This is a genomic window from Streptomyces sp. CNX435 (assembly GCF_059570575.1).
On record NZ_JCANTA010000009.1, the window covers coordinates 175,145 to 194,624 of the forward strand.

Genomic DNA, 19,480 nt, shown 5'->3' on the forward strand with positions numbered 1-19,480 from the left:
GCACGCGCGGAGGGGCCGGCCGATCTGCGGCTGGTGCCACCGGCCTTGGCCGCCTGGGCGGCGGCGGCCCTGGCGCTGGGACGGGACGGCGCCGCGGTGCCGGTGGCGTGCATGCTGGCCACGGCCACCGCGCTGGCGCTGCTCGCGGCGGCCCACCTCCGCCGCGGGCGGCACCGCCCGCGCGCCGGCCAACGCCCCGTCCAACGCCCCGTCCCCGCGGCCGGGTCGACCTCGACGCCGTCGAGTCGGCCACCGCGGAGGTCAAGCCGTCGATGCCCTCGACCGTCGGATACGACGGCATCGACCACTCGTCCTTCGGTACCGGCCCCGGTCGGCTCGACCGCGACCGGGTCGCGGGTCCTCGTGGCAGGGGCCGCCGCGCTGCTGTGCGGTGCCGCGGGGGCGGGGGCCGCGGCGTTGCACGGCGCCGACCTCCACCGCGGTCCGCTGCCCGCGGTCGCCGAGCGGTACGGTCAGGCCACCGTCGAGGTGGAGCTGACCACCGACCCCCGTCTCACCCGCCCGCAGGTCCGCGGCACGACCGCCGCCCCGGCCGCCGTGCTCATCAGAGCCGAGGCCCGGCTCGTCACCACCCGCCCGCCCACCGCGTACGGCCCGCCGCCCGCGTCCCCGACCGGCACGGGCACCGCACCCCGCGCGTCCTCCCCCGGCACCGCACCGGAAGCCCCGGACCCGGCCCGGGCCGGGTCTGCCGGTCCGCCGGCGCCCGCTCCCGCCATCCCGGACCCGGCCGCCCGCCCCGCCCCGGCGTCACCCGCACCCGCACCCGCACCCGCGACCTCCGCCGGCAGCCCGCAGACCACCCGCGTACGGACCCCCGTGCTGGTCATCGTGCAGCCACGAGACTCCACCGCGCGGCGGGCCTGGCTGCGCCTGCTGCCCTCGACCCGGGTGCGGGTCGAGGCGCGGGTCTCGCCGGACTCCGGCGGCGCCCGCGCCGTAGGCGCCGTGCTCCGCGCCGACGCCGACGGGCCGCCGGCCGTCGTGCGCGGCCCCGGCGACCTGCAGCGTGCCGCCGGTGCGCTGCGGGCCGGGCTGCGCGCCGCCACCGACGGGCTCTCCGCCGACGCCCGCGCGCTGCTGCCCGGGCTCGTCGTCGGCGACACCTCCCGCATCCCCGCCGACCTACAGGACGCCTTCCACGCCACCGACCTCACCCACCTCCTCGCCGTCTCCGGAGCCAACCTCACGATCGTCCTCGCCCTCCTCGTCGGCCCGTCCCACCTCGCCGCCCGGGCCGAGCGCCGCGGCCTCGCGCCGCGGCTCGGCATTTCCCTGCGCGCCACCGCGCTCCTCGGCGGCCTGATCACCCTCGGCTTCGTCGTCGTCTGCCGCCCCGAGCCGAGCGTCCTGCGGGCGGCGGTCTGCGGCCTGATCACCCTCCTCGCCCTCGGCACCGGACGGCGCCGTTCCCTGCTGCCCACCCTCGCCGGCGCCGTCCTGCTGCTCGTCCTCTACGACCCGTGGCTCGCCCGCGACTTCGGCTTTCTCCTCTCCGTGCTGGCCACCGCCGCCCTGCTCACCCTCGCCCCCCGCTGGAGCGAGGCGCTCCGCGCCCGCCGCGTGCCGCCGCGGCTCGCCGAGGCGCTGGCTGCGGCCGGCGCCGCGCAGGCGGTGTGCGCGCCCGTCGTCGCCGTGCTCGCGGCCCGGGTCAGCCTGGTCGCGATCCCGTGCAACCTGCTCGCCGAGTTCGCCGTCGCGCCCGCCACCGTCCTGGGGTTCGCCGCGCTCGCCGCCGCCCTGCCGGCGATGCCGGTGGCCGAGTTGCTGGCGATGCCCGCGGGCTGGGCGGCGGAGTGGATCGCCGGCGTCGCCAGGACCGGCGCCGCGCTGCCCGGCGCCACGTACGCGTGGCCCGGCGGGTGGTACGGCGGGCTGGCCCTGGCCGCCGTCACCCCGCCGCTGCTGCTCGGCCTCCGCCGCGTGGCCCGCCGCCGGTGGCTCGGCGCCGGCTGCGCCGTGCTGGTGCTGCTCGCCGTGCTCCGCCCCGTCCCCCTCACCCGGGTCCTCACCGGCTGGCCGCCCGCCGGCTGGCGCCTCGTGGCCTGCGATGTCGGCCAGGGAGACGCGCTCGCGCTGGCCGCCGGCGACGGGGCGGCGGTCGTCGTCGACACCGGCCCCGACCCCGCGCTGGTCGACCGCTGCCTGCGCGACCTCGGCGTCCGCCGCATCCCGCTGCTCGTCCTCACCCATTTCCACGCCGATCACGTGTCGGGTCTGCCGGGCGTCCTGCGCGGCCGGGCCGTCGGCGCCATCCAGGTCGGCGGCCTCGACGAACCGCCCGGCCAGGCCGCCGCCGTGCGCCGTACGGCCGAAGCAGCGGGCGTGCCGATGATCCGCGCCCGGCCGGGGGAGCGGCGCCGGGTGGGCGGGCTGTCGTGGCAGGTGGTGTGGCCCGCGGCCGGGGCACCGCCCGCGGCGGAGCCGAACGACGCCAGCGTCACCCTCCTCGTCCGCACCGCGGGCCTCACCGTGCTCCTGCCCGGCGACCTGGAGCCGCCCGCCCAGCGCGCCCTGCTCACCGCGGCCCCGCGACTGCCCCGCGTCGACGCCCTGAAGGTCCCGCACCACGGCTCCGCCTACCAGGACCACGAACTGCTACGCCGCCTCGACCCCCGCGTCGCGATCGTCAGCGCGGGCACCGACAACCCCTACGGCCACCCCTCGCCCCGTACCATCGCCGCCCTGCGCGCCCAGGGCGCTGCGGTGCTGCGCACCGACCAGCACGGCCCCATCGCCCTCACCGCCCCAGGTGACGACGAGGACGGCACCCCCGCCGCCACCCTCGGCGGAAAGCCGTAGCGCCGCCGCCCCCGCCGCCCCACCCGCCGCCCGACCGGGTCGTACGTCCTCCGTTCCGTCCGCCTCCGCCCGCGGACCCGGCCCGACCGCCCGTCCGGGAGACACCGCCCGGGAGACACCGTCCGGGAGATACCGCCCCGAACGCGGACGGGTGATCAAACGGACCGATGAACTCCGGCACTTGACCCAACACCGCACCAGCCGTCACAACCCGGCGGTGAACCCCCGGTTTGCATCTAAACAACACCAGTGCTCGAATGAGTGCCCGAGACACTGAAATTCCACGGGGGTGGATGCTCCATGATCGGTCGCCTACGACGCAGATCCCCGGCCACGGCAACCCGCCGCGGCGCCGGACTGGTCGGCCTGCGGGTTCCCACGCACGCGGGGGTGGTGAGCTGCCGCGTGCTCGACCCGGTCGACCAGCCGCTGCCGCAGGCGGAGGTCGTGCTCGCCGACGCCGCCGGGCGCAGGGTCGTCAGCGGGGAGAGCGATCCGTTCGGCACCTTCGTCGTCGCGGTCCCGGCCGGTACCTACCGGCTCTCCGTCAACGCCGAGGGCTTCACCCCGTACCGCGGCGAGGTCGAGGTCGCCGAGGGCGCCCACCGCTCCCTCGGCGACCTCGCGCTCGGCTCCTCCCCGCTGCCGCAGCTCCCGCCGCCCGGCGACTGGGAGATCGACCCGGCGCACACCACCGTCGCGTTCGTCGCGCAGCACATCGGCATGGCGCGGGTGCGCGGCCGGTTCAACACCTTCGCCGGCGCCCTGCGCATCGGGCAGCGCATGGAGGACTCGTCGATGCGCGTGGCCATCGAGGCCGCCAGCATCGACACCAACATCAAGATGCGCGACGACCACCTGCGCTCCCCGGACTTCCTCGACGTCGAGCGCTACCCGGCGATCGAGTTCGCCAGCGACCGCTTCCTCCACCGCGGCGGCGCCCGCTGGTCCGTCACCGGCGCGCTGTCCATCCACGGCGTGAGCCGCACCGTCGCGCTCGACACCCGCTACCTCGGCACCGGCTACGGCATGGAGGGCGAGCTGCGCGCCGCCTGCCGGGCCACCGTCGAACTGCACCGCGAGGACTTCACGCTCAACTGGCAGCACATGCTCGCCCGCGGCATCGCCGTCGTGGGCTCCAGCATCCAGATCGAGCTGGACATCCAGGTGGTAGCGGCGGGGTAGCGCAGCGGCCTGCACCAGTGCTCATCGCCGGTTCCGCACCCTGGACCACCCGGAACGCAGGCGTGAGGCCGGGCGCGACGGCGCGGCCCCCGCTCGGGGAGCGGGGGCCGCACTTCGCCGATCACACGCGTCATGATTGCGCGATCGACGCAGAACCAGCAGACCAGCATGTCGCGTGGCACCGTTTGCGGAAGTGCACCACCTCGGGCGTCAGCCGCTGGACCGTTGGCTACGGACGACTGCCACGCGCGTCCGATTCCCCGTCACACAGATCATGATCGGCGATCAAGGTCTCGACGCGCTACCGTCAACCATGCACGAGCTGGTCAGGCCAAGCGAGGAGCGGTCCTGGTGCCCGACGACACGCGGACACCAGGACGGGCCGCCCAGCGTCAGTGACCCTTGCTCTGGTCCTGCTCGGAGCCCTCGACCTCGACGGGCACCACGTTCTTCTTGCCCACGACCGTCGGCTTGATGTCGCCGGTCTTGATGAGCTCGTTCTGCGCGGGCTGGCTGAAGCCCTTGGAGTTCTTGGTCAGGTAGTTGGCCTGGTCGCCCGGGCCGTACTCCTGCGCCAGCAGCGCGTCGCCCTTGAAGTAGTAGATCGTGATGTGGTCGCCCTTCTTCGGGGCGCCCTGCGGAGCCTCCTGCGGGGCGGCTGCGGGAGCGTCGGAGGTCGCGGGGGTGGTCTCCGGTGCGTCGGAGGTCGCGGGGGCGCCCTGCGGAGCCACCTGCGGGGCGGCTGCGGGAGCGTCGGAGGCTGCGGGGGTGGTCTCCGGTGCGTCGGAGGCTGCGGGGGCGGTCTCCGGGACGTCGGAGGTCGCGGGGGCGGTCTCCGGGACGTTCGAGGTCGCGGGGGCGGTCTCCGGAACGTCGGAGGTCGCGGGGGCGGTCTCCGGAACGTCCGAGGTCACGGGGGTGGTCTCCGGAGCCATCGAGGCCGCGGGGCTGGGCTCCGGGGTCGTCGAGTCCGCGGAGGCCACCGGGGCGGCCATCCCGGCCATGCCGATGATCGCGCTCAGAGTGACCGCCGCACGTGCGAGGTTCTTCATGGATTCCTCATTCTTGTGATGCCGAAGGGGTGCTCCCGACCACCGGGAACGTGGGCAGTCTTGTTGATCTGCCGGTGGTGAGTCGCGAAGGCGGCGCGGTGGTCACCCGTCGGGGGGAGAAATAGGGATCAAATGGTCTTAAACGGGCAAATCGACCCACGGTCTCGGAATGGTGGCCGTCCCCGCCACACCGTCGACAAGTTCGACTGCCCTATCTGCTCCGCCCGCCGGAAGCAATTGCCGCAACCGGGGCGGCGAAGCCGCCGACAGGCCTACTCCGCCGGGCCGTCCGGGACGGTGGCGGAGCCCTCCAGCCATCCGTCGTACGACTCGGCCAGCTCCGCCAGCTCCGCCGCCACCGGCTCCCGCGCGTCCTCGACGACGACGAGCCACTGCGCGTCCTCCGCGTCGTCCTCCCCGGCCAGCGCGTCGCGGATCAACTGCGGCTCCCCGGCGAGGCCGAAGCGCTCGACGGCCAGCCCGGCCACCTCCGCCGCGGCGTCGCGGTCGGGCAGCACGAGTACGTACGTCAGGTCGCTCACGCCGCCATTGTGCCCGCGGCGGCCGGCGGTGTCGTACGGGCGTGGGATGCTGTACGGCGATGGCTGCGACGACCCGTACCCCCAGGACCGGCAAGGGCGGCGCCGCCGGCGGCGACCCGCTCACCCCCGTCACGCTCGCCGTGGGCCAGGAGGACCTGCTGGTCGACCGCGCCGTGCGGGAGGTCGTGGCCGCCGCCCGCGCCGCCGACCCCGACACCGACGTGCGCGAGCTGACCCACGACGCCCTCCAGCCCGGCACGCTCGCCGAGCTGACCAGCCCGTCGCTCTTCGCCGAGCGCAAGGTCGTGGTCGTACGGGGCGCGCAGGACCTCGGCGCGGACGCCGTCAAGGACGTCAAGGCGTACGTGGCCGCTCCCGCCGACGAGATCACGCTGGTGCTGGCGCACGCCGGCGCCGCCAAGGGCAAGGGCCTGCTGGACGCGGCCCGCAAGGCCGGCGCCCGGGAGGTCGACTGCGCCAGGATCACCCGGCCCGCGGACCGACTGGCGTTCGTGAAGGCCGAGTTCCGGGCCGCGGGCCGTACCGCGTCCCCGTCCGCGTGCCAGGCGCTGGTCGACGCCATCGGTTCCGATCTACGGGAGATGGCGAGCGCCTGCGCGCAGCTCGCCGCCGACGTGGAGGGCACGATCGACGACGCCGTCGTCGCGCGGTACTACACGGGACGCGCCGAGACCTCCGGCTTCGAGGTGGCCGACCGGGCGGTCGAGGGCCGTACGGCCGAGGCCCTGGAAGCCCTGCGCTGGGCCCTGGCCACGGGCGTCGCCCCCGTGCTGCTCACCAGCGCGCTCGCCCAGGGCGTCCGCTCGATCGGCCGCCTCGCCTCCGCCCCCCGCGGCATGCGCCCCGCCGACCTGGCCCGCGAGCTGGGCATGCCGCCGTGGAAGGTGGACCGGGTCCGCCAGCAGATGCGCGGCTGGACCGCGGACGGCGTGGCCACGGCGCTGCGCGCGGTGGCGCGGGCGGACGCGGACGTCAAGGGCGGCTCCGACGACCCGGCCTACGCCCTGGAGAAGGCGGTCGTCGCCATCGCCACCGCCGCCCGCCCCGGCTGACTCCGGCTCCAACTCCAACTCCAACTCCAACTCCGACTCCGGCTCCAGCTCCGGACACAGCGATGCCCCCGGAGTGGGTCCGGGGGCATCGACGTAGCGTGGCGTACTACGAGGTCTGTCCGCGAGCCGGGGTAGAGGGCCCGGCCGGTGTCACGGAGAGAAGACCGGCGCTCACTGCGGCGTGCGGGTCGCAGGTCGCGTACGGCGCGAAGTCTTCTCGGTGCTGCTGTCAGCCCTGGAGGGCCTGGACGCGCTTGGCCAGCGCGGCCTTCTTGTTGGCCGCCTGGTTCTTGTGGATGACGCCCTTGCTGACGGCCTTGTCCAGCTTGCGGGCGGCGGCGCGCTGCGCCTCCACGGCCTTGTCGGCGTCCCCGGCCTCGACGGCCTCGCGGGTACGGCGGATCGCGGTGCGCAGCTCGGACTTCACGGCCTTGTTGCGCAGCCGGGCCTTCTCGTTGGTCTTGATCCGCTTGATCTGGGACTTGATGTTCGCCACGTAGCTGCCTCTTGAAGATGTTCGGAAATCGTCCTGTGGGACCTGAACTGCCGGACCTCACCGGGTCCAGACACAGTGGCTCAGGCTACCAGCAGCCGGGACGGCCGCCCAAACCGTCCCCGGCCTCCCGCGCATGGGACCATGGGGGCGACGAGTGCAGACACGCCCCTCCCTCCCGACAGGACCCCTAGGTGCCCGCGACCGAAACCACCGTGCCGCAGCCCAGCCGTACCGAGCCCGCGTTGATCCGCAATTTCTGCATCATCGCGCACATCGACCACGGCAAGTCGACGCTGGCCGACCGGATGCTCCAGATCACCGGAGTCGTCGAGCAGCGCCAGATGCGCGAGCAGTACCTCGACCGCATGGACATCGAGCGTGAGCGCGGCATCACGATCAAGTCCCAGGCCGTGCGCATGCCGTGGTCCCCCTCGGCGGGTGAGAGCGACGGCGCGGCGCACATCCTCAACATGATCGACACCCCCGGGCACGTCGACTTCACATACGAGGTCTCCCGCTCCCTCGCCGCCTGCGAGGGCTGCATCCTGCTGGTGGACGCCGCCCAGGGCATCGAGGCGCAGACCCTCGCGAACCTCTACCTCGCGATGGAGAACGACCTCACGATCATCCCGGTGCTGAACAAGATCGACCTGCCCGCCGCGCAGCCGGAGAAGTTCGCCGCCGAGCTGGCCGGGCTCATCGGCTGCGACCCCGCCGACGTGCTGCGCGTCTCGGCGAAGACCGGCGAGGGCGTCGCGGAGCTGCTCGACGAGGTGGTGCGGCAGGTGCCGGCGCCGGTCGGGGTGAAGGACGCCCCCGCCCGCGCGATGATCTTCGACTCGGTCTACGACTCGTACCGCGGCGTCGTGACGTACGTGAAGGTCGTCGACGGCGTGCTCGGCAGGCGCGAGCGGATCAAGATGATGTCGACCGGCGCCCAGCACGAGCTGCTGGAGATCGGTACGAACTCGCCCGAGATGACCCCGGCCGACGGCCTCTCCGTCGGCGAGGTGGGCTATCTGATCACGGGCGTGAAGGACGTACGCCAGTCCAAGGTCGGCGACACCGTCACCCGGCTCAGCAAGGGCGCCACCGAGCCGCTCGGCGGCTACAAGGACCCCAAGCCGATGGTGTTCTCCGGGCTCTACCCGGTCGACGGCTCCGACTACCCGGAGCTGCGCGACGCGCTGGACAAGCTGCAGCTCAACGACGCCGCGCTGGTGTACGAGCCGGAGACCTCGGCGGCGCTCGGCTTCGGCTTCCGCGTCGGCTTCCTCGGGCTGCTGCACCTGGAGGTGATCCGGGAGCGGCTGGAGCGCGAGTTCGGCCTCGACCTGATCGCCACCGCGCCCAACGTGATCTACCGCGTCGTGCTGGAGGACCGCACCGAGCACGTCGTGACCAATCCCAGCGAGTTCCCGGTCGGCAAGATCGAGGAGGTCTACGAGCCGGTCGTACGGGCGACGATCCTCACCCCCAGCGAGTACATCGGCTCGGTCATGGAGCTGTGCCAGAACCGCCGCGGCACGCTGCTCGGCATGGACTACCTCTCCGAGGAGCGCGTCGAGATCCGCTACACGCTGCCCCTCGCCGAGGTCGTGTTCGACTTCTTCGACCAGCTGAAGTCCAAGACCCGCGGCTACGCCTCCCTCGACTACGAGCCCACCGGCGAGCAGAGCAGCCAGCTGGTCAAGGTCGACATCCTCCTGCACGGCGACAAGGTCGACGCCTTCTCCGCGATCACGCACAAGGACAAGGCGTACGCCTACGGCGTGCGGCTCGTCGCCAAGCTGAAGGAGCTGATCCCGCGGCAGGCGTTCGAGGTGCCCATCCAGGCGGCGATCGGCTCCCGGGTCATCGCCCGCGAGACCATCCGCGCCATCCGCAAGGACGTCCTCGCCAAGTGCTACGGCGGTGACATCTCCCGCAAGCGGAAGCTGCTGGAGAAGCAGAAGGAAGGCAAGAAGCGGATGAAGATGGTCGGCAGCGTGGAGGTCCCGCAGGAGGCGTTCATCGCCGTGCTGTCCTCGGATGACGGCGACAGCAAGACCAAGAAGTAGAAGAAGTAGAAGAAGTAGAAGAAGTAGAAGAAGTAGCCGCGGCGCCGGCCCGGTCGGCGGCCGGGAAGCGGAATCCTGCGCACCGGGCCGGCGCGGGAGCGCCCGCCGGCCCGGCTTCGAGACCTATCCGAGCCTTGCAGACCCTTACGCCGTCCGCGGTCAGGCTCTAATCTGCTGGTTACTCGCCAGTTACCAGCGAAGAGCAGGGCCGGAGGATGCAGTGACCGAGACCGAAACCCAGAGGAAGCTGGACAGCCGCCCGCCGTCCGTCGCCACGCTCTTCCTTGACCGGGTCGAGTCCACCCCGGACGGGGAGGCGTTCCAGTACCCCGTGCCCGGTTCCGGCGGGGAGTCCGGAGCGGACGAGTGGCGGTCGCTGACCTGGGCGCAGTCCGCCGAGCGGGTGTTCGCGATCGCCGCCGGGCTGATCGACCTCGGCCTGCAGCCGGAGGAGCGGGTGGCGCTCGCCTGCAACACCCGGCTGGAGTGGATCCTCACCGACCTCGGCATCCTCTGCGCCGGCGGCGCCAACACCACCGTCTACCCCAGCACCAACGCCGGGGAGACCGCGTTCATCCTCGCCGACTCCGGCAGCCGCGTCCTCGTCGCAGAGGACGCCGCCCAGCTCGCCAAGGCGCGCGAGATGCGGGCGGAGCTGCCCGACCTGGCGCACGTGGTCGTGGTCGAGGCCGCCGATGCCGTGGCCGCCGAGGGCGACCCCGAGGGCTGGGTGCTTTCCCTCGCCGAGCTGGAGCGGCGCGGCGCCGACTACCTGGAGAAGAACCCCGACGCGGTACGCGAGCAGATCCGGGCCCTGCGCCCCGACCAGCTCGCCACCCTCATCTACACCTCCGGCACCACCGGCCGCCCCAAGGGCGTACGGCTGGCGCACGACGCCTGGTCGTACATGGGCCACGCCATCGAGGGCATCGAGCTGCTCAGGCCGGACGACGTGCAGTACCTGTGGCTGCCGCTGGCGCACGTCTTCGGCAAGGTGCTGATCGCCGGGCACATCAAGATCGGGCACGTGATGGCCGTCGACGGCCGGATCGACAAGATCATCGAGAACTTGCCGGTCGTCCGGCCCATGAAGATGTGCGGCGTGCCGCGGATCTTCGAGAAGGTCTACAACGGCGTGGCCGCCAAGGCGAAGGCCGGCGGCGGTGCAAAGTACAAGATCTTCCTGTGGGCGGCCGAGGTCGCCCGCGAGTACGCGCGCGTCACCCAGGACAACCACCGCCGGACCGGGAAGCGCACCGCGCCCGCCGGCCTGACCGCCAAGCACGCCCTCGCCGACAAGCTCGTCTACGGCAAGTTCCGCGCCGCCTTCGGCGGCCGGATGCGCGGCATGGTCTCCGGTTCCGCCGCCCTCGCCCCCGAGATCGGCTATTTCTTCGACGGCGCGGGCGTGCCCATCCTGGAGGGCTACGGCCTCACCGAGTCCGCCGCCGCCAGCTTCTGCAACCGCGAGGACACCTACCGCACCGGCACCGTCGGCAAGCCGCTCCCCGGCTGCGAGGTGCGGATCGCCGACGACGGCGAGATCATGCTGCGCGGCCCGGGCATCATGCAGGGCTACCACGGGCTGCCGGAGAAGACCGCCGAGGTGCTGGAGGACGACGGCTGGTTCCACACCGGCGACATAGGCGAGCTGTCCGACGACGGCTTCCTGCGCATCACCGACCGCAAGAAGGACCTGATCAAGACCTCCGGCGGCAAGTACATCGCGCCGAGCGAGGTCGAGGGCCAGTTCAAGGCCGTCTGCCCGTACGTCGGCTCGATCCTCGTCGTCGGCGCCGACCGCAACTTCTGCACCGCGCTGATCTCGCTCGACGAGGTGGCGCTGACCGGCTGGGCGAAGGAGAACGGGCTGGAGGACCGGTCGTACGCGGAGCTGGTCGCCTCCACCGAGGCGCGGGCGCTGATCGAGGGGTACGTCACGCAGCTCAACGAGCGGCTGCAGCGCTGGCAGACGATCAAGAAGTTCCGGATCCTGCCGCGGGACCTCGACGTCGAGCACGGGGAGCTGACGCCGAGCCTGAAGCTGAAGCGGCCGGTGGTGGAGCGGGAGTACAAGGGCCTGATCGAGGACATGTACGCGGGCGCCAGGGAGGACTGAGGCGCCGGACACGGCGTCCGGACCACGGCGTAGGCACGGCGTACGGGCACGGCATACGGGGCGGGGCGTTCAGGGGTACGTGGGCGGCGTGAACGCCGCCGGTCGCGCCCTTCCCGCGGGTGCGTCCCGCGATCCGGTTGACGACGGCCGCCGCCCCCTCGGCCGGGTGCCGGAAGGGCCGTCCCGGCGGCTGGGCACGTCTCGTACGCACGCGTGTCCACCGCGATGAGCTGCGCGTTCGTCTCGTGTACGGAACCGGCCCGGCGGCGCGCGCGGCCGGCGCGGCGGGCCGGGCGGGGGTGGCCGGAGGGGGTAATCCGGGTGGCCTGACGGGGTCGGATGGGCCATATCCGCTCACCAGTTGTGTCACTTGGTGCATCTGGGCGAGCTCAGTCTGTCACCCTGGCTACCTGGGGAACGCCCGTATGCCGGATTTTGGCCGGGAGAGGACAGTGGGGACGACCTTCGCAGTGCAGGCCGTACGTCGATCCACCGTGGTTTCGGTGGTGCGAAGAGAGCCCGCGGAGCCGGGCGGCGGGGACGGCCGGAGCGGCGGGGACGGCGGGGGCGGTGAGGGCGGCGGAGGCGGCACGGGAGGTGCCGACGACGCGGACGGTACGGACGGCGCCGACGACGTGGCGCCACACGGCGGGGAGTCCCGCGACCGCGGCGGTGCCCCCGGTGCGTACCGGACGGCCCCGTGCGACGAGACGCCCGGTGGGCCGCAGGACGTGACGGACGTCGCGCTGACCCTCGCCGCCGGCATGCCCGCCGCCGCGGCGGCCCGCCGGTTCGTACGCGAGCTGCTGGCCGGGCGCGCCGGGCCCGAGGTCGACGACGCCGAACTGCTGACCAGCGAACTGGTCACGAACGCCGTGGTGCACGCGGGCACCGACGTGCGGGTGCGCTGCCGGCTCGTGGCCGAGGACGCCACCGCCGCCGGGCTGGCGCGGGACGGGGCGGACGGCGGGCCGGCCGCGGAGCCGACGCTGCTGGTGGAGGTCACGGACGGGCACGCGGCCCGGGTGATGCCGCTGCCGGCGCCGGAGGAGTCGTACGGCTACGGCCTGCAGCTCGTCGCCGCGCTGGCCGACGCCTGGGGCGTCGAGCACCGGCGCAGCGAGAAGACGGTCTGGTTCCGGATGGGCCCGCTGCGCGAGGTCGCGGACGACGCGGAGGCAGCGGACGGCGCGGATCCGGCCCGAACCGGGGCCGATGGCCAGGCCGGCGCCGTCCCCGACGCGGATCCGGCCGCGGATCCCGGCGCGGATCCGGCAGCGGTTCCGGCGGGCGGAGACGACGAGGCGGGCGCCTACGGCGTACCCGACGACGGGACCCACGGCCGCGGCCTGGCGCACCACGCGGACGGCTCCGGCGGCGCGGCGGTGCGCGGCGCGCACGACGTCGCGGACGACGACCTCGCCGACGCGCACGTCGCCCGTACCGCCGCGCTCCGGCTGCCCAGCCAGGCCACCGCGCACACCCCGCGCAGCGCCACCGACCCCGAGCTGCGCGCCGGCGGCGCCTGGGCCGGCGTCGGCGCCTTCTCGTTCCTCGCCGAGACCTCCGACATGCTCGCCGGGCAGTTCGACGAGGACATGGTCGCCTCCCTCGCCACCCAGCTCCTCGTGCCCCGGCTCGCCGACTGGAGCGCCGTCTGGCTCGAAGGCGCCGACGGCGCGGAGCCCCGCCTCGCGCAGGTCTGGCACGCCGCCGAGGAGCGGATCTCCCCGCTCCGTCGCGCCCTGGAGCAGAACCCGCTCCCGCCGCCCGACGCCCGCCCCGTACCCCTGCCCTGGCCCGGGAGCACCGCCCGCGCCCGGGGTGATGCCGACGACGGGCTCGGCGGCCCCGCGCTCGCCTGCCCGCTGGTCGCCGGCGGCCGGCGCGTCGGCACGCTGCTCCTCGGCCGCGCCGGCGTCGCCCGGATCGGCGGCGACGTCGCCGCCGTCGTCACGGACTTCGCCCGCCGCGTGGCGCACGCCGTCTCCGCCGCCCGCCAGTACACGCGCCAGGTGACCATCAGCGAGGTGCTGCAGCGCGGGCTGCTGCCCAGCGGCATCGCGGAGATGCCGGCCATGGACACGGCCGTCGTGTACGAACCGGCCGAGGGCGCCGCCGCGGGCGGCGACTTCTACGACCTGTTCCCCAGCGGCAGCGACCGCTGGTGCTTCGCGCTCGGCGACGTCTGCGGCCAGGGCCCCGAGGCGGCGGTCGTCACCGGCCTCGCGCGGCCGGTGCTGCGGCTGCTGGCCCGGGAGGGCTACGGCGTCGCCGACGTCCTCGGCGGGCTGAACCGCACGCTCGTGGAGCACGCCTTCGAGGCGGTGGAGGCGGCGACGTCGTTCGGGCTGCCGCCGGAGCAGGCGCGGTTCCTGTCGCTGCTGTACGGGGAGCTGGTGCCGTACGAGCAGGACCGCGGCGGCGTCCGCTGCACCGTGGCCAGCGCCGGGCACCCGCCGCCGCTGCTGCTGCGCAGCGACGGCGGGGTGCGGGCGGCGGCGGACGCGCAGCTGCTGCTGGGCGTGCTGGACGACGCGGAGTACTACAGCCAGTCGTTCGACCTGGAGCCGGGCGACACGCTGCTGTGCGTGACGGACGGGGTGACGGAGCGGCGGTACGGGGACCGGCTGTTCGACGACGGGGACGGGCTGGCGGCGGCGCTGTCCCGCTGCACGGGGCTCGGGGCGGCGGCGGTGGCGGAGCGGATCAGGACGGCGGTGCACGACTTCGCGCCGGTGCCGCCGCGGGACGACCTGGCGATGATGGTGCTGCAGGCGCGGGGGACGGAGACGGGCGGGTGCTGAGGCGGGTTCCCGGGCGGGGTTCTCGGACGGGAGTTCCGAGCGGGGGTTCCGGGCGGGGCTCCTGGGCGGGACCTGGGTCGCCGGGAGTGCTGGACAATGGGTCCATGCCCTCCGTACTGCCCGATGGCGAGCCCGCGCCCGCGGACGGGACGCTGCCCGCCGAGGCGCTGTCCGGTGCCGCCGGCCGCCCCCTCGGCTTCTACGCCCACGTCCCGTACTGCGCCACCCGCTGCGGCTACTGCGACTTCAACACCTACACCGCCGCCGAGCTGCGCGGCACCTCCCGCGACGACTACGCCGCCACCTTCGCCGAGGAGGTCCGGCTCGCCCGCAAGGTGCTCGGCGACGACCCGCGCGAGGTCGAGACCGTGTTCTTCGGCGGCGGCACGCCCACGCTGCTGCCCGCCGCGGACCTGGGGCGGATGCTGGCGGCGATCCGCTCGGAGTTCGGCCTCGCGGCGGGCGCGGAGGTGACGACGGAGGCCAACCCGGAGTCGGTGGACGCGGCGTATCTGGCGGAGCTGCGGGAGGCCGGGTTCAACCGGATCTCGTTCGGCATGCAGAGCGCGCGCGAGCACGTGCTGCGGGTGCTGGACCGTACGCACACGCCGGGGCGGCCGGAGGCGTGCGTGGCGGAGGCGCGGGCGGCGGGCTTCGCGCACGTCAACCTGGACCTGATCTACGGCACGCCGGGCGAGACCGACGAGGACTGGCGGGCGTCGCTGGCGGCGGCGCTGGGCGCCGGGCCGGACCATGTGTCGGCGTACGCGCTGATCGTCGAGGAGGGTACGCAGCTGGCGCGGCGGATCCGGCGGGGCGAGGTGCCGCCGACGGACGACGACGTGCATGCGGACCGGTATCTGATGGCGGAGGAGGCGCTGTCGGCGGCGGGGATGGAGTGGTACGAGGTGTCGAACTGGGCGGCGTCGGGGGGCGGTGCGGGCGCGCGGTGCCGGCACAACGAGCTGTACTGGACGGGCGCGGACTGGTGGGGCGCGGGCCCGGGGGCGCACAGCCACGTGGGCGGGGTGCGGTGGTGGAACGTCAAGCACCCGGCGCCGTATGCGGAGGCGCTGGCGGCGGGGCGGTCGCCGGCGGCGGGGCGCGAGGTGCTGACGGCCGAGGACCGGAGGGTGGAGCGGATCCTGCTGGAGCTGCGGCTGTCGGCGGGCTGCCCGCGGTCGCTGCTGCGGCCGGCGGGGGCGGAGGCGGCTGCGCGGGCGGTAAGGGACGGGCTTCTGGAGCGCGGTCCTTACGAGGCGGGGCGGTTGGTGCTGACGCTGCGGGGCCGGCTGCTGGCGGACGCGGTGGTGCGGGACCTGGTGGACTGAGGAGCTGTTCCCCGACCCGCCCCAGACCCCCGGGCCGCCCCTCTCAGCTCGCCGGGGCCGTGACGAAGTCGATCAGCTCCTCCACCCGCCCCAGCAGCGCCGGCTCCAGGTCCCGGTACGTCCGTACCGAGCCCAGGATCCGGCGCCAGGCCGCTCCCGTGTCCGCCGGCCAGCCCAGTTCCCGGCAGATGCCCGTCTTCCAGTCCTCGCCCCGCGGGATCCGCGGCCACGCCGCGATGCCCACCGACGCGGGCTTGACCGCCTCCCAGACGTCCACGTACGGGTGACCCACCACCAGCGCGTGGTCGCTCGACACCGACTCCGCGATGCGCCACTCCTTCGTGCCCGGCACCAGGTGGTCCACCAGCACCCCCAGCCGCGCGTCCGCGTCCGGCGCGAAGGCGGCCACCACCGCCGGCAGGTCGTCCACGCCCTCCAGGTACTCCACCACCACGCCCTCGACCCGCAGGTCGTGGCCCCACACCCGCTCCACCAGCTCCGCGTCGTGGCGGCCCTCGACGTAGATGCGGCCGGCGCGGGCCACGCGCGCGGTGTGGTCGCGGACCGCGATCGAGCCGGAGGCGGACAGCAGGGGGCCCGAGGGGGCGGCGGCCCGCGGCGGCACCAGCGTCACCACCTTGCCGTCGATCATGAAGCCGGCCAGCGTCAGCGGGAACACCCGGTGCTTGCCGAAGCGGTCCTCCAGGGTCACCGTCGGGCCCTCCGCGGTCTTCTCTGTACGGATGACCGCTCCGCAGAAGCCCGTGCCCACCTCCTCCACCACGAGGTCCGGCTCCGCCGGCACCTCGGGGGCGGGCTGCCGCGGCTTCTTCCAGGGGGGCGTGAGATCGGAGTCGTAACGGCGCACGGGGCGAGACTACGACAAGCCCCGCGACAGTTCGTCCCGTTGGGCCCGTACGAAATCCGCACCCACCGCCGCGCCGTGCCCCGGGACGTAGACCGCCTCCGGTCCGCCCAGCTCCAGCAGCCGGTCCAGCGCCGCGGGCCACCGCGCCCGGTCCGCGTCCGGGCCCGCCTGCGGGGGGCCCGACTCCTCCACCAGGTCGCCGCAGAAGACGACGGCCGGCCGCCCCGGGACGTACACCGCCAGGTCGTGCGACGAATGCGCCGCGCCCAGCTCGACGAGCAGCACCTCCCGCCCGCCCCCGAGGTCCAGCGGGTACGTGCCGGACACCGCGTGCCGCGGGGTGACCAGGACGTCGACGGCCTCCGCCGCCGCGTCGGGGGACAGCCCGTGGCGTACGGCGTCCGCGCGCACCTCGTCCGCGCCCTCGCCACGCAACCGGTCGGCGATGCCCGCCGGGCCGTAGACCTCGGCCCCGGCGAAGGCGGCGGTGCCGAGCACGTGGTCGAAGTGCGGATGCGTGAGCGCGATGTGCGTCACGGGCCGGCCGAAGCGCTCGCGTACCGCCCGGCGCAGCTCCGCGCCCTCCCGCAGCGAGGCGCCCGTGTCCACCAGCAGCACGCCCGCCGATCCGGCCACCGCCCCCGCGGTCGCGTCCCAGCGGGGCAGCCGGCACCGTACGATGTCCGGCGCCGGCTCTTCCCAACCGCCACCCATGCCACGACGCTATAACGAGACCGGCCGCCTTGCCTGAGCTGCCGTACCCGGCCGTACACTGGCCCCGAACCCTGGCACTCCCCGCCGTCGAGTGCCAGCGGCGGAACGGCCGGACGGACCCCCAGTGCGGAGGTGGACAGCATGCTCAGCGAGCGTCGGCTCGAAGTGCTGCGCGCCATCGTCCAGGACTACGTCGGCACGGAGGAGCCGGTCGGCTCCAAGGCCCTCACCGAGCGGCATCATCTGGGTGTCTCCCCGGCCACGGTGCGTAACGACATGGCCGCCCTGGAGGATGAGGGGTACATCGCCCAGCCGCACACCAGCGCCGGCCGTATCCCTACTGACAAGGGCTACCGGCTGTTCGTCGACAAGCTCGCCGACGTCAAGCCGCTCAGCGCGCCTGAGCGGCGGGCCATCCAGAACTTCCTGTCCGGCGCCGTCGACCTCGACGACGTCGTCGGGCGCACGGTGCGGCTGCTGGCGCAGCTGACGCGGCAGGTGGCGGTCGTGCAGTACCCGTCGCTGACCCGCTCGACCGTGCGCCACGTCGAGCTACTCCAACTCGCCCCCGCGCGCGTGATGCTCGTTCTCATCACCGACACCGGCCGGGTCGAGCAGCGCGTGATCGACTGCGCGGCGCCGTACAGCGAGGAGTCCCTCGCCGACCTGCGAGCCCGGCTCAACAGCCGCGTCGTCGGCCGCCGCTTCGGCGACGTGCCGCGGCTGGTGGCCGACCTGGCCGACTCCTTCCCGGCGGACGACCGCGGCACGGTGCAGACCGTGCTGTCGGTGCTGCTGGAGACGCTGGTGGAGGAGACCGAGGAACGGCTGATGATCGGCGGCACCGCCAACCTCACCCGCTTCGACCACGACTTCCCGCTCACCATCCGGCCGGTGCTGGAGGCGCTGGAGGAGCAGGTGGTGCTCCTGCGGCTGCTCGGTGAGGCGAAGGAACCGGGCGTGATGGTGCGTATCGGCCATGAAAACGACCACGAGGGCCTCACCTCCACCTCGGTCGTCTCCGTCGGATACGGTTCTGGCGGCGACACCGGCGAAGCGGTCGCCAAGCTCGGCGTGGTCGGACCTACCCGCATGGACTACCCCGGAACGATGGGAGCGGTACGCGCAGTGGCACGGTACGTCGGACAGATCCTGGCGGAGTCATAAGTGGCCACGGACTACTACGCGGTCCTCGGCGTCGGACGTGACGCCTCACAGGAAGAGATCAAGAAGGCGTTCCGCCGGCTCGCGCGCGAGCTGCACCCGGACGTGAACCCGGATCCGAAGACCCAGGAGCGGTTCAAGGAGATCAACGCCGCCTACGAAGTCCTCTCGGACCCGCAGAAGAAGCAGATCTACGACCTCGGCGGCGACCCGCTGTCGCAGAACGGCGCCGCGGCGGGCGGCTTCGGCGCCGGCGGCTTCGGCAACCTCTCCGACATCATGGACGCCTTCTTCGGCACCGCGGGCCAGCGCGGGCCGCGTTCGCGCACCCGGCGCGGCCAGGACGCCATGATCCGGCTCGAAATCGAGCTGGAGGAGGCGGCGTTCGGCGGCAGCAAGGAGATCCAGGTCGACACCGCGGTCGTCTGCGGCACCTGCAACGGCGAGGGCGCGGCGCCCGGCACGTCGGCGCAGACGTGCGACATGTGCCGTGGCCGCGGCGAGGTCTCCCAGGTCACCCGCTCGTTCCTGGGCCAGGTCATGACCTCCCGGCCCTGCCCCCAGTGCCAGGGCTTCGGCACGGTGGTGCCCACGCCGTGCCCCGAGTGCGCGGGCGACGGCCGGGTGCGCTCGCGGCGCAGCCTGACGGTCAAGATCCCCGCGGGCGTCGACACCGGCACCCGCATCCAGCACGCCGGCAAGGGCGAAGTCGGCCCGGGCGGCGGCCCGGCGGGCGACCTGTACGTGGAGATCCGCGAGCTGCCGCACCCGATCTTCCAGCGCCGCGGCGACGACCTGCACTGCACGGTGACGATCCCGATGACGGCCGCCGCGCTGGGCACGAAGGTCAACCTGGAGACGCTCGACGGCCTCGAAGAGGTCGACATCCGTCCCGGTACGCAGTCGGGGCAGTCGATTCCGCTGCACCAGCGCGGCGTCACGCACCTGCGCGGCGGCGGCCGGGGCGACCTGGTCGTCCACGTCGAGGTCGAGACGCCGCAGAAGCTGGACGTCGAGCAGGAGCGGCTCCTGACCCAACTCGCCCAGCTGCGCGGCGAGGAGCGGCCCCAGGGCCAGTTCAAACCGGGCCAGCAAGGGCTGTTCTCGCGGCTGAAGGACGCCTGGAGCGGACGCTAGCCGCGGACTGGCCGACCGTTGCCGGGCCGCCGCCGTTGCGGCCCGCGCGACGGGTGCGTGTGGTGGGTGGGACGTCACCGTCCCAAGGCGCGTGAAGACGTGCGGATTC

14 protein-coding genes are annotated in these 19,480 nt (G+C 73.9%); 9 read left to right on the forward strand and 5 right to left on the reverse strand.

What is annotated here, in order from left to right; genetic code table 11:
- Nucleotides 1-45: 45 nt before the first annotated feature.
- Nucleotides 46-2,823 carry a ComEC/Rec2 family competence protein gene (locus T328_RS17595; RefSeq protein WP_496497075.1) on the forward strand — a complete coding sequence of 926 codons (2,778 nt, stop codon included), beginning with the start codon at nt 46-48 and terminating at the stop codon, nt 2,821-2,823.
- A gap of 300 nt (nt 2,824-3,123) precedes the next feature.
- Entirely contained in the window at nt 3,124-4,008 is an 885-nt protein-coding gene (locus T328_RS17600; protein WP_496497010.1) for a YceI family protein, read from the forward strand.
- A gap of 392 nt (nt 4,009-4,400) precedes the next feature.
- On the opposite strand, the gene T328_RS17605 is transcribed toward T328_RS17600, so the two are convergent.
- Nucleotides 4,401-5,060 carry a hypothetical protein gene (locus T328_RS17605; protein ID WP_496497011.1) on the reverse strand — a complete coding sequence of 220 codons (660 nt, stop codon included), beginning with the start codon at nt 5,058-5,060 and terminating at the stop codon, nt 4,401-4,403.
- A gap of 272 nt (nt 5,061-5,332) precedes the next feature.
- Nucleotides 5,333-5,602 carry a hypothetical protein gene (locus T328_RS17610; RefSeq protein WP_496497012.1) on the reverse strand — a complete coding sequence of 90 codons (270 nt, stop codon included), beginning with the start codon at nt 5,600-5,602 and terminating at the stop codon, nt 5,333-5,335.
- A gap of 59 nt (nt 5,603-5,661) precedes the next feature.
- Here T328_RS17610 and holA point away from each other — a divergent pair, with 59 nt between their 5' ends.
- Nucleotides 5,662-6,675 carry a DNA polymerase III subunit delta gene (gene holA, locus T328_RS17615; RefSeq protein ID WP_496497013.1) on the forward strand — a complete coding sequence of 338 codons (1,014 nt, stop codon included), beginning with the start codon at nt 5,662-5,664 and terminating at the stop codon, nt 6,673-6,675.
- Between the two features lie 229 nt (nt 6,676-6,904).
- On the opposite strand, the gene rpsT is transcribed toward holA, so the two are convergent.
- Nucleotides 6,905-7,171, reverse strand: a complete 267-nt coding sequence (rpsT, locus tag T328_RS17620) for a 30S ribosomal protein S20 (RefSeq protein ID WP_018834328.1) — start codon at nt 7,169-7,171, stop codon at nt 6,905-6,907.
- A 191-nt stretch (nt 7,172-7,362) separates the two neighbouring features.
- On the opposite strand from rpsT, the gene lepA reads away from it, so the two are divergent.
- The 4 genes from lepA to hemW all read left to right on the forward strand — a co-directional run bounded on the left by lepA (nt 7,363) and on the right by hemW (nt 15,488).
- Nucleotides 7,363-9,231, forward strand: coding sequence for a translation elongation factor 4 (gene lepA, locus T328_RS17625; protein WP_496497014.1), 1,869 nt, complete (start codon nt 7,363-7,365; stop codon nt 9,229-9,231).
- 220 nt (nt 9,232-9,451) lie between these two features.
- On the forward strand, nt 9,452-11,350 hold the full coding sequence (locus T328_RS17630) for an AMP-dependent synthetase/ligase (RefSeq protein ID WP_496497015.1): 1,899 nt from the start codon (nt 9,452-9,454) through the stop codon (nt 11,348-11,350).
- 494 nt (nt 11,351-11,844) lie between these two features.
- Nucleotides 11,845-14,157: a SpoIIE family protein phosphatase gene (locus tag T328_RS17635; RefSeq protein ID WP_496497016.1), complete on the forward strand. Its 2,313-nt coding sequence runs from the start codon at nt 11,845-11,847 to the stop codon at nt 14,155-14,157.
- A gap of 104 nt (nt 14,158-14,261) precedes the next feature.
- A complete protein-coding gene (gene hemW / locus T328_RS17640; RefSeq protein ID WP_496497017.1) occupies nt 14,262-15,488 on the forward strand; it encodes a radical SAM family heme chaperone HemW in 1,227 nt (408 codons plus the stop codon).
- Nucleotides 15,489-15,531: 43 nt separating this feature from the next.
- Here hemW and T328_RS17645 read toward each other — a convergent pair whose 3' ends face one another.
- Together T328_RS17645 and T328_RS17650 are read right to left on the reverse strand one after the other, a co-directional pair.
- Nucleotides 15,532-16,356 carry a DUF3097 domain-containing protein gene (locus T328_RS17645; protein ID WP_496497018.1) on the reverse strand — a complete coding sequence of 275 codons (825 nt, stop codon included), beginning with the start codon at nt 16,354-16,356 and terminating at the stop codon, nt 15,532-15,534.
- A 9-nt stretch (nt 16,357-16,365) separates the two neighbouring features.
- Nucleotides 16,366-17,070 (reverse strand): MBL fold metallo-hydrolase, encoded by a 705-nt coding sequence (locus T328_RS17650; protein WP_496497019.1) that lies wholly within the window; start codon nt 17,068-17,070, stop codon nt 16,366-16,368.
- A 141-nt stretch (nt 17,071-17,211) separates the two neighbouring features.
- Between T328_RS17650 and hrcA the strand changes: the two genes are divergently transcribed.
- Both hrcA and dnaJ read left to right on the forward strand, forming a co-directional pair.
- Entirely contained in the window at nt 17,212-18,237 is a 1,026-nt protein-coding gene (gene hrcA / locus T328_RS17655) for a heat-inducible transcriptional repressor HrcA (RefSeq protein ID WP_496497020.1), read from the forward strand.
- Entirely contained in the window at nt 18,238-19,371 is a 1,134-nt protein-coding gene (gene dnaJ / locus T328_RS17660) for a molecular chaperone DnaJ (protein ID WP_496497021.1), read from the forward strand. It abuts the gene before it with no gap.
- The last annotated feature ends 109 nt before the right edge of the window (nt 19,372-19,480 follow it).